The sequence below is a fragment of the Caballeronia sp. BR00000012568055 genome (assembly GCF_029439455.1).
Lineage (GTDB): Bacteria > Pseudomonadota > Gammaproteobacteria > Burkholderiales > Burkholderiaceae > Caballeronia.
Map to the genome: position 1 here is coordinate 1 of NZ_JAQFVG010000012.1, position 11,013 is coordinate 11,013.

Annotated in this window: 11 protein-coding genes; 6 read left to right on the forward strand and 5 right to left on the reverse strand. The window is 57.7% G+C overall.

The genetic code is table 11. The annotated features are described in order from the left end of the window. Positions 1-104 precede the first annotated feature (104 nt). Both P7F28_RS01400 and P7F28_RS01405 read left to right on the forward strand, forming a co-directional pair. Complete coding sequence (locus tag P7F28_RS01400; protein ID WP_277182599.1) at positions 105-869, forward strand: SDR family oxidoreductase; 765 nt, start codon at positions 105-107, stop codon at positions 867-869. Positions 870-898: 29 nt separating this feature from the next. Further along, positions 899-2,167: an alpha/beta fold hydrolase gene (locus tag P7F28_RS01405; RefSeq protein WP_368860316.1), complete on the forward strand. Its 1,269-nt coding sequence runs from the start codon at positions 899-901 to the stop codon at positions 2,165-2,167. Between the two features lie 433 nt (positions 2,168-2,600). On the opposite strand, the gene P7F28_RS01410 is transcribed toward P7F28_RS01405, so the two are convergent. From P7F28_RS01410 to P7F28_RS01420, 3 genes are all read right to left on the reverse strand, one after another. Beyond that, positions 2,601-3,707 (reverse strand): PHB depolymerase family esterase, encoded by a 1,107-nt coding sequence (locus P7F28_RS01410; protein ID WP_277182601.1) that lies wholly within the window; start codon positions 3,705-3,707, stop codon positions 2,601-2,603. An 88-nt stretch (positions 3,708-3,795) separates the two neighbouring features. Next, positions 3,796-4,284, reverse strand: coding sequence for a TIGR01841 family phasin (gene phaP, locus P7F28_RS01415; protein ID WP_277182602.1), 489 nt, complete (start codon positions 4,282-4,284; stop codon positions 3,796-3,798). Positions 4,285-4,753: 469 nt separating this feature from the next. Continuing rightward, positions 4,754-5,245, reverse strand: coding sequence for a ProQ/FinO family protein (locus P7F28_RS01420; RefSeq protein WP_277182604.1), 492 nt, complete (start codon positions 5,243-5,245; stop codon positions 4,754-4,756). A gap of 525 nt (positions 5,246-5,770) precedes the next feature. Here P7F28_RS01420 and P7F28_RS01425 point away from each other — a divergent pair. The 3 genes from P7F28_RS01425 to P7F28_RS01435 all read left to right on the forward strand — a co-directional run bounded on the left by P7F28_RS01425 (position 5,771) and on the right by P7F28_RS01435 (position 7,202). Next, on the forward strand, positions 5,771-5,977 hold the full coding sequence (locus P7F28_RS01425) for a hypothetical protein (protein ID WP_277182606.1): 207 nt from the start codon (positions 5,771-5,773) through the stop codon (positions 5,975-5,977). Positions 5,978-6,597: 620 nt separating this feature from the next. Continuing rightward, positions 6,598-6,873, forward strand: coding sequence for a hypothetical protein (locus tag P7F28_RS01430; RefSeq protein ID WP_277182608.1), 276 nt, complete (start codon positions 6,598-6,600; stop codon positions 6,871-6,873). A 122-nt stretch (positions 6,874-6,995) separates the two neighbouring features. Further along, positions 6,996-7,202, forward strand: a complete 207-nt coding sequence (locus P7F28_RS01435) for a hypothetical protein (protein WP_277182610.1) — start codon at positions 6,996-6,998, stop codon at positions 7,200-7,202. Here P7F28_RS01435 and P7F28_RS01440 read toward each other — a convergent pair. After that, entirely contained in the window at positions 7,191-8,873 is a 1,683-nt protein-coding gene (locus P7F28_RS01440; protein ID WP_277182611.1) for a response regulator, read from the reverse strand. The two genes, P7F28_RS01435 and P7F28_RS01440, sit on opposite strands and share 12 nt — an antisense overlap. 1 nt (position 8,874) lies before the next feature. Further along, positions 8,875-10,368, reverse strand: coding sequence for an ATPase domain-containing protein (locus tag P7F28_RS01445; protein WP_277182613.1), 1,494 nt, complete (start codon positions 10,366-10,368; stop codon positions 8,875-8,877). A gap of 180 nt (positions 10,369-10,548) precedes the next feature. Here P7F28_RS01445 and P7F28_RS01450 point away from each other — a divergent pair, with 180 nt between their 5' ends. Continuing rightward, positions 10,549-10,992: a response regulator gene (locus P7F28_RS01450; RefSeq protein ID WP_277182615.1), complete on the forward strand. Its 444-nt coding sequence runs from the start codon at positions 10,549-10,551 to the stop codon at positions 10,990-10,992. Positions 10,993-11,013: the final 21 nt, after the last annotated feature.

Here is an 11,013-nt window from a genome sequence, read left to right on the forward strand (position 1 = left end):
GATGGGCTTTCCAGATCCGTTGTACTTGATACGAGAACGGAACCCCTCGTCGCCAAAGCAAAGGCTTTATCGAAGCCGACTCTATCTTTAAACGGAAACAGGTCATGACTATTCTCATAACTGGAGCGACAGCTGGTTTTGGCAGAGCCATTGCTCGTCGCTTCGGGGCGGAGGGACACAAAATCGTAGCGATCGGCCGCCGGCCAGATCGCTTGCAATCGCTTGCAGCTGAATTCCCGGAAGGCCAACTCCACATCATTCCGCTCGACATCCGCGATCGTCATGCGGTCGAGTCGGCAATCCGTGGCCTGCCTTCGTCGTTCGCGAACATCGATACATTGGTGAACAACGCGGGCCTCGCGCTAGGACTTGAGCCGGCACAATCAGCCGATTTGGACGAGTGGGAGACGATGGTTGATACCAACGTCAAGGGGCTGATGTACGTCACGCATGCCGTGATTCCTCAAATGGCTGCCCGTAAAAGCGGGCACGTCATCAACATTGGTTCGACGGCTGCAACTTATCCCTATCCAGGCAGTAACGTCTACGGCGCGACCAAAGCGTTTGTTCGCCAGTTTTCCCTAAACCTGCGCGCCGATCTCGCCGGGACGAACGTTCAGGTCACGGAAATCGATCCGGGGCTTGTCGGGGGAACTGAGTTCTCTGCCGTGCGATTCAGGGGCGATCATGAAAAGGCCAGCAAGATTTACGACGGCGCCGAGGCGCTGACGCCGGACGACATTGCCGACACCGTGTTCTGGGCGGCAACGCGGCCTGAACACGTCAATATCAACATCATCGAGCTGATGCCCGTGAGTCAGGCATTTGGACCGCTTGTCGTGCATGGAAGCACTAAAGGTCGCCAGTGAACTCCCAGAACGCGAAGCCACCGACGAGCGTGGCCCGGCGCGAAGTGCTGACCCGGGCCGCCCTGCTGCCGCTGTTCCTGACTTTCACCGGGTCAGCGGCCGCGCTCATGGAATCCGATATAGCCAACGCTCAATTGAGAAAAACATCAATGTCCAGCGATCAAACAGATCATCCTCCGTCGATACCGGGCGTCCGTCAGCGGACGCTCAACGACATCAATGGTCTCTCCGTGCGTGTGCTTGAGGCCGGATATGAAACGCCGGGGCGGCCTGCCGTTTTGTTGCTCCATGGGTTTCCCGAGATCGCGTACAGCTGGCGCAAGGCTATGCCGTTCCTTGCTGAGGCCGGGTATCACGTTATTGCCCCTGATCAACGTGGATATGGCGGAACTAAGGGCTGGGATGACCGATACGACGGTGAGGTTGCCTCGTTCCGCACTCACGCATTTGCGCGCGACGCACTGGCGGTCGTTTCGGCGATGGGCTATCGCTCCGTGGCCGCCGTGGTGGGTCACGACTTCGGCTCGATGATCGCGGCCTACTGCGCGCTCGTGCGTCCCGATGTGTTTCGCTCCTTGGTGATGATGAGCTTCCCGTTCGATGGCCCCCCGGCAATACCGTTCGACAGTGCCGACCAGCCGAGCAAGACCAGGCCGCCGTCACTGGACGCGCAACTGGCGGCCTTGCCGCGTCCTCGCAAGGACAGCATGGCGTTTTTCTCAACGCCGGAAGCCAACGACGACATGCTGCTTGCGCGGCAGGGGTTACATGATTTCCTGCGTGCCTACTACCATGTCAAGAGCGCCGACTGGCCGGGGAACCATCCTCATCCGCTAACGACAGGCTCTGTGCAAGAATTGGCGACGCTGCCAATGTACTACATCATGGATCGCTCGAAGGGTATGGCCGACACCGTAGCTCCGGAGATGCCATCGCCGAAAGAAGTGGCGACGAACAGCTGGCTGACTGAAGCCGACCTCGCAGTCTATGTGCGGTCGTTCCGGCGAACGGGTTTTCAGGGTGGGCTCAACTGGTTCCGCTGCCATACGGGCAGCATCGGCCTCGCTGACATTGAACTCTTCACGGGACGCACTATCGACGTTCCGACCTGCTTTATATCAGGGGCCGCCGACTGGGGAGCCTATCGTAAGCCCGGCGCGCTCGAACGAATGCGCACGACGACTTGTACCCGCATGGACGGCGTTCACCTTATAGATGGTGCCGGGCATTGGGTACAGCAGGAACAGCCGGACCAATTCAATGCCGTACTAGTGGATTTTCTTCGCCGAGCTGAATAGGCTGTCTTTGTTGACCACACTGCTCGGTACAGTTGACACAGGTTCGACTTTCGGCAGCGCCCTTGCACTGTGAGGTCCGTCCTACCACCGGACGCGGTCGAACATATCGGCAGGGCCCAAAGGGCGATGTGGGTCGTGACTTCCCCTTCAAAGCGCCGTTCCGCGACATTTAGGCAATTGGGCGATTCAACTATTCAACTCCAATTCCAGCCTTGCAAACCGATGTTCTGCATAGCGAACCTCTTGCGTGCCTACGCACGCGCAGTCGGTCCATCGCGTCGATTTCGGCTTCGATGCGGTCAAGAGCCCTCAGAACGGTGGCCTGGCTTTAGAGAATCTTATTTTCGGACAGCTATGATCGACCACCTGAAATGTCAATCAAAGTCTAGGCCGCGAAGGACGAGGATTCAGAGCGGACTTCGTCGTTGAACCCTCAGTAATGTCGGCTATCCACTCTCACGAATTGACCGAAAAATCGCACAATAGCTCGGCTGGCCGCCGGTCCGCGCATGTCTGTATGGGTGCCGTTGGGATGGCCTCCGGACCACGCATGACCGAGTCCGTGCACGACCCACTGCTCGCCGTTCGATTCGCCGTCGCGATTGTGAAACACTTTCCGGGTATAAGCGTAGCCGCCCGTTTCGTCGGCGACGTATATCGAAGAAGACATCACTGTGTCGTCGGACATACCATGAAGCAACTGGCTCATCGACATGATCTGTTCGCCGTTGCGCGGATGCACCGTGTCGTCGGCATCACCGTGAAAGACGATCAGAGGCACCGCGGGCGGTTTTGCGTCGCCTGACAGGGTGTCGGGCAAGCGCACTTTGCCTTTGCCGTCATTCATCGCGCAGAGTGCTGTCATCTGCTCGTCGGCGACGCCGAACGCCAGGCCCGAATGAATCGCCGCGGCCGCGTAGAGCTCCGGATGTGTCACAGCGAGATTTACGGCCAGTGCCCCGCCCGCCGACATACCCGCGATATAAACGCGAGCGCGATCCACGTTGTACGTGGCCGCGACCTCGCGCGTGAGGGCCGCGATGGCCGCCCCTTCGCCTGATTCGCGCGCCTGATTCGCCGGCATGAACCAGTTCCAGCATCTCAATGGATTTGAACTTTCCGACTGCGCTGGGTAGATGACGATGTAGCCGTTCTCTTCGGCGACGATGTTCATTTCGGTCCCCGACGCGAAGTCGTCCGGGTCCTGCTGCGCGCCGTGGAGCATGACGATCATCGGTAGCGGCTGACCTTCGTATGCGGTCGGAACGTAGATCTTGAATCGATAGCATTCGTTGCCATGATCGAAACTCTTGCTCAACCAGCGATCAGTGCCTGCTTGCACGATTGGATTCTCGCCGTGCGGCAGTTCATCTTCGGAGCACGTCTTTTTCGTTTCGCTCTCCGGTGACTGCAGAGTCGCAGTGCTTGCGATCGCTGTCTCGGGATTGTCGAAGCATTGCGCCGTGAGACCAACAATTTCGCGAGGAAACATCGACCAGAACGAGTCGTGCGCCCACGCAAGCGGATGGAAGGGATTCATCGATCTACCGTCGGTCGAGCGGAACAAAAAACCCGCGTGATGCGGGTTTCAAAAGTCAACAGTGGCACGTGAAGACTAACGGCGCGTATCAACGCTTCCCTTCGGCCTTGGCGGAACGCAGGGCCTTCTCGGATGACTCGATGACCCCGGCGCCTGCATCCGCGAGATTGGTCGATGCTTCGGCGGCACCGGCCAGCAGTCCGACAGCCTCTTTCGAAGCAGAATCGGACGCTTTCTTCAGTACGAAGCCGAATTGCTCCATCGGGCCACGCGCTTCGTTGAGAATGTCCGTCTGCGTCGCACGAACGATCTGCCAGAAATGCCGAGTATACGCGGCCGCCTTTTCAGGCGTTTCAGCTAGCAGAGTCGATTGCCAACTCAGAAAATCGCCGGGCTTTGCCTGCGAGCCGGCCTTCGCAACGGCAGCGCTCTCTTCGAAGACGGTCTTGGCTGTCTGCACGTTTAGTTCAGCAAGTTGCTGAAGCCCACTTGCGTACCGCTTTGCAACATTCACAATTACCTGAAGGCTCCCTGCAGGATCGGCAAACGTTTGATTTGCTGAAATAGAAGAAAACATTGATGCTCCTGAGTTCAGTTTTTTAAAGAAAGCGTATTTCTGACCGAGCGCGATTTTGCTGCAACGCAATATACAAGTCCATCATACGTCACTTTGGGCGGTCGTCAAGTAAGCATCGCTGATTCCCGCACTGAGTAAGACGTGATGTCGACCCCTCCTTCATGTCCTTCGGATCTAGTCTTAAACGCAGCATCAGAACGCTGTGACGCCGCTTAACACCGAAGCGCTCGGGGACGATTACAGCCCGAGGTCTGTACTCCGATACTTGCCGTGCGCACGTTGCCGCGTTCAGCGAGGTGCTGAACGAACGTTCGTATATGGCGCACTCGGTCAGATCGCATAGCCACCTCGAATGATCAATGGGTCGCTTTCTACATGTCAGTCGACGTGGAATATAAATAGCATTCCTACATAAGCGCACTAATACTATTTATATAAAGCGGGAAGTAATGGCTTCGGCTTTGTATTTTCAACGCGTTTGTCGGCCACCATCCTTCGCCATTTGCTTGCGCCTGCGCGCGAGCCGCATGCTTTCCTGGCTTGCTCCGTATTCGGCCTCGTCCGCGGAAACCACGCCAACAACCGCCCCGTGAAGGTCTATGCGCGCACTGCCTTCAGTAAGACACGTCCAATAATGATGACCACGGCACCAAAGCTTGATGCCGTTACGAATGTCACGCGCACTCAGTCCGATTGACGCCGCTTGGGCGAGCACATCCTTGAGAATTCCGACCTTGAGCGGCACCTTAGGTGTAGGGCTGCGCGGGAAAGCGCGTGGAAAGTTCTTTTGCAGCGTCGCGACTGCATGTGCTGCGGCGTCAGAGGTCCGTAGGGGGTTCGACCGTCGTATGACCGCGGCTCCTGCTTTGACGCGAGATGGCGAAACGCCTGACGCGCGCGTCCTGTTCTTGGCGTCTTCGTTCAGTTGTGCTTTGAGCGTAGCGAGTTTTTCGAAGCCCATCTTTCCCGCCCGATTTTCCATGTTCCAATTTTACCAGTGACCTCGTTTTGGCCTTTCGTTACTCTAATCGGGGCGTTTTCCACAAGTTTGGTCGGCTTGCTCACGGCAAGGTGACCTTTGCTGCGGCGGTCCAGCACGATTAAACCGCCTTGAGGTCGCTACCAGACATAGCGCGCGCGATCACGACGGCTCATATCGCCAGTGGCTTCATGACCGCTTTCCTGGTTTTCGCGACTTTCGCTGCGCTGAACCCTGCCATCGCCTGGACGTTGCAGTTGCGCGGCTCTGAGTGAAGGTCTATGTGACTTTACATGTCACAAAAAAGAATTGGAGCCGACAGGCTGAGGCCGTGAGGGTTGTGGAAGAGGGGGCCGCGGGTAATGGATACGACTTCCAATATCGGCCATTATTGCCGTTAGCCTGGGCCTTACGCTGGCCGCTCGAACGGCTGGTCCGCTCCGAAATGTGCCCTATGCTTAACGCTCGTGCATAACGAACGCTCGGCGCTCAGCCGCAGCGCGTAGCATGGGCACCATTCGTTGTGCAGCGGGCACCGTGCTGTCGGTAAGTGCTGTAACTGGCATTGTGCCCCTGCGCGACGCGCGAATCGATGTCGATGGCGCAGGCGGCATACAGCGCATCGCGCACCTGTCCGGAGATGGATTTATAGCGAACTTCGACCGACAGCAAGGCGCTGCCACGACGAACCGCTTTCTGATTTTGGAGAAGTAGTGGTGGGCTAGGAGGCATCCAGCCGTACTGCAATTGTCAACGACACCATCGAGGCACGACGTGGAAGTGGAGCGTACAACTGGCACCGGCGCGAGCGAGACAGAAAGTTCGGCCGCTCCGATGGCGGACCCCAGTGTCTCGAACACCAAGACAACGCCGCTCTGAAGGCAATTGTTGCTAGCGCCCGCACGGAAAAAAGCTGGCATAGAGTCGGCGTAGAAAAGCTCGTCGTCATCCGAGGGCCATGACGAGCCTGAGAGAGCACTCACCATAGCGGCATTGATTGATCAAACCGATTATGAATGATCTATCGACTTGATTCGCTTTTCAGGCGAGCGACAGCTTGCCTCATGCGAAGGCCCCTGTACGGGGCATTTTTGGGATACCTGGTAGCGTTTTTGCAATGTTTGTTGGCTTCCCTGCCAATTCCCCAGAATCTGGCTGCGCGGGGTAGCGCACATACCAAAAGGGTTATCTGAGCAATCGACTAGACGCAAACGATTTCGATATGGTCGGCAAAAGTTGCTTCCATCCGACGATCTCCTCTAGTAGCAAGGTACGAAGATTGCATTTTTGCAGTCGCGCGAAAAAATTCTCACGGTGCGGCGTACGGGGAAAGCATGAAGACCAGTACATCAGCTAAGCGAGCAACATGGCTCGCCGATCGTGAGATCGCGCATCTCGAATTTGTGCTCAGTGGCATGCGACAAATCAAAGCGCTTTCGCGCCTGACCGCCAGCTACTGGCACGCCCGCATCTCGAACATTGAAGCTGAATTTTTGCTCGTGGCCACGCAGCGCCAACGCGTGCTGAACCTGCGTCGCGCACTCGAAACTCTCGTGCTGCCATCTTCGGCATGCAGCCAACTTGAACAGCGCGCCAGTTTCGCGGCATAGCGGGTTAATTCGTCGCGGGCGGAGACAGCCATCTTCTCAAGGTGTCGGTCTCGCTTTTCGACTTGCTGCGATGTGTGCACACGCTCATGCAAGTCGGCCGCTGCAGTTGTTACGATCGCAGCATGCACATCGATTTCGAAATTGTGGCAGTTCACAGGGAAGCCGGAGGCTGGGTATGGGCCATTCTTGAAGAGGATGTGCTTACGCATAGCACCCGCATCATCTGTCAGGTCGAAACAGCGCTCGCCACTTATGAGGCCGCCTATGAGGCGACCCAGGCCGCCGTCGCCGCGTGGCGGAGCGATCCTCGCGCGGCGTCAGGAGGCTGACGGCCTCGATGAAGGCTTCAGGATCGCGGCAACCCGCTCGAGCAAGGCGTTCATCACGAACGGTTTGGTCAGTACTTGGGCATTCCGGTCGAGTTGCTGACCAAGCGACACCTGCTGCTGCGCGTAACCGGTGATGAACAGTACCTTCAAGTCAGGCTGCGATTCACGCGCTTGCTCGATCATCTCCACGCCGGTCATTCGCGGCATGCCAATGTCGGTAATGACCACATCAATGGGCACGCTGGACTGCAAGACTTCGAGCCCCTCGACCCCGTCGCTTGCCTCGATCACCGCGTAGCCCGCGTCCCGCAAGATTTCGGTGATCAGGGTTCGTACACCATCCTCATCGTCGACCAGCAGCACCGTCAAGGTCGGCGGGAGATCGATAGCCGTTTGGCCGGAAGCGTTGTTTGGCGTCAGAGCCCGCTCAGGTACCAGCTCCGGCAACAATAGGCGCACCGTCGTTCCCTTGCCCGGTGCAGTCTCGATACTGGCATGCCCGTGCGACTGGCGCGTAAAGCCGTAGACCATCGAGAGGCCGAGCCCGGTGCCTTGGCCCATCGGTTTGGTGGTGAAAAACGGATCGAAGGCCCGCTCGGCGATCTCTGGCGACATGCCTTCCCCGGTGTCGGTCACTGCGACCGAGACATAATCGCCCGGCACAAGTCCGTGACGCGTGGAGCGATCCTCATCGAGCGAGGCACGATCCGTCTGGATGGTGAGACGGCCGCCGTTAGGCATGGCGTCACGCGCGTTGATACATAGGTTCAGCAAGGCGTTTTCAAGCTGCGGTGGATCGCAGAGCGTCAGTACTGGATCCGCGTGCAATGTCGTTTCGAGTTTGATCGACGGGCCGACCGTGCTCTTGACCAGGTCCGAAATATCGAGCACCAGCCTGTTCAGATCCACCGGCTTCGGATCGAGGGTCTGCTGGCGCGAGAATGCGAGCAGCCGATGTGTGAGCGCGGCTGCCTTCTCCGTCGCCCCTGACACATTGTGGATGTAGCGTCCCAGATCCGCGAGGTTGCCTTGCCGCACTCGCAGTTTGACCAGTTCAGTATTCGAACTGATGATCTGGAGAAGATTGTTGAAGTCGTGAGCCAAGCCGCCCGTCAACTGGCCGATCGCCTCCATTTTCTGCGACTGCCGCAAGGTCGCTTCCATTTCCATCAAGGCAGCCGTGCGCTCTTGCACGCGTTGTTCGAGATTCCGCGCGGTCAGCTTCAGTTCAAATAGGTGTGCCCGTGTTTCATGCTGCCGCGTACGTGCTCTCACGATGCCGCGTGCAGCACTGTGCAGATCCTCACGACGCAGCGGCCGGGCCAGCAGGGTGACGTTGCCCAGACTTGTGAAGAGCGCCCACCGTTTGCGGCTGCTGGCACGGTGACCCGCGACGGTAAGAATGATGACTGGGAGATCGGACCAGACCGGCTGCTGGCGAAGTGCGTCTGCAAGTGACATCTCGTCGACCAACGCCTCTTCGGTCACAAACAGCCCAGCAAACTCCTCGCTATCCTCTGCCGCCAGCCGCTCACCCAGTTCGTCAAGGGTGGCGAGAATACTTGTCTCCAAGCCAATCGCGTTGATTTCCTGCGCGATCGTCTCTGCGTCGACCCCCGAAGGCGCGCAAATCGCGATTGCGCCAGTGGAAGGGCTAGCGTTTAGATTCATCTTATTTTCCGTCGTTGGGAGCCGGGTCAAGAAGCTCCTCGTGCGCGCCGGTGTAGACCGGCACGCCCGTGAAGATGCCGCGCAGCTCGGTCAGCGCGGGGCCGACCTTCATGCCGGAGGAAGAGAGCCGATATTCATGAATCGCCAGCGTGTGAACGCCGGTACGCCGCTTCACGATTGCCAACGCGCGGCGCAACGTGCCTGCAGCCTCGAAGAACCGGCACAGAATGACGGTGTCACTTAAGAAACTGAGGTCGACAGGGTTCTCGACATCGCCCACCACGCCTTGTTGTGCTAAAACCAAAATCGTCACGATGCCCCGCTTGTTGAGATAGCTGAGCAGTTCATGCAAATGCAAGATCAGTGACTGCTCTTCTGGCATCGTGCTCAAGTACGAGTTGATACTGTCGATTACCACCACGCGGACATTACGGTCCTCGACATCTCTTCGTACCTGCCAGACAAACTCGCCAGGCGAGATCCGCGACGGATTCATGCGCCGCCAAAAGAACTTGTCAGCATCCATCGCCTCGGTCGGATCCAGATTCATGGATTCGCTGCGTCGTTGGAAGGTCTCATAGGTCTCATCGAACGAGAAGTAACTCGCTGATTCCCCGCCACGCTGAGCCGCCAGCGCGTAACTCATGGCGATCGTCGACTTAGCCGCTCCCGATGGGCCAATCAGCATGGTGGTCGTGCCGCGATCCAGACCCTGTGGAAAAACGCTGTTCAAGTCGTCGAAGACGCTCTGGAGCGGTGCGCCCTGCACATCACTTTCGTGCTCCTCGGCAATGAGACTAGGGAACACTAAAATCTCGCCAGTGACGATCGCGTAGTCATGCCATCCGCTCTGAAAATTGACCCCGCGCATCTTGACAATGCGCATGCGCCGCCGCGCGGCCCCATAGTCGCGCTCAAACAGCCCTAATGACAGCACCCCATGAAAAAAGCTGTGAAGGTCACCCTTGTCGCTTTCGCTCAGGTCGTCCAGTAAAAGGACAGTTACGTCGCGTTGCTGAAGAAAGCGCTTGAGCGAGGTCATCTGCAGGCGGAACTGCAGCTTGTCCTGCGCGAGCATGCGCAGCTCTGAAACACTGTCGATGATGATGCGGTCGGGACTGAACTCCTCGATGCGCTCAGTCAGCTGCTCGATCGTCTTCCCGAACTCGACTTCTGTCGGGAACAGCACCGTCTGCTGCCGCTCGGGCTGTGCCTCCTCGGGAATGAGTTCGAAGAACTCGATACCATGAGTATTCCATCCATGCGTGCTCGCCGTCGTGACCAATTCTTCCTTCGTCTCCGACAGCGTGACATAGAGACACCGTAGATTACGGTTGACGCCGTCGAGTAGAAAGCGCAAGCCCAGCGTTGTTTTACCGGTGCCCGGCGCGCCCTCAATGAGATGCAATCGATTTTTCGGTAATCCGCCGCGAAGTATCACGTCCAACTCCGGGATGCCGGTCTCGATGATGGGAAGTTTTGACTGCTCAGACATGCCGGACGCGCCTCGATTGGAAGGAAAAATGTCATAAGCGCAACTTTTGGTCCTACGAAACCTTGACAGGCACGCTCATAACATCAGTTCAATGTTCGTTTGAACACCATTGCTGCAATAATGGGCATCGGCGTTGCTAACTAAAACGCAAACAAATTCGTCCACACGTTCTTTGACGCCATGTCCGCCGCCCTTATCCCGCCCTCGCGCGTCTGGAGCACGCGCACATTCGACTCGGTCGACCCGCCCATCCGCGCCCTCGTGATCGATGACGATGAAGACTTCGCTCAGGCAATGGCTACTGTGCTGGAGCTTGAGGGTTTTGAAGTGCGAACGGCCGACTGTGTCGAGTGCTTCGAGATCACCCGGCGTTGGATGCCGAGTGTCGTGCTGCTCGACATGGAGATGCCGATCATGAACGGCTTTCGCGTCGCGCAGGAGTTGCGCAAGCTGGCGCACTGCATGCGCGTGCCCGTCATCGCCCATACCTCGCTATCGGAAGACGACGTGCTGGTGCAGGGCATACCAGCGGGCATTGACGCCTACTGTCGCAAGGGGAATTCTCCTCAAGTCTTGGTCTCACTGCTGCGACAGTTAGCGCCCGGTCGAGCGCTCAACGATTAAGCAAAAAAAAGCGCCACGCAC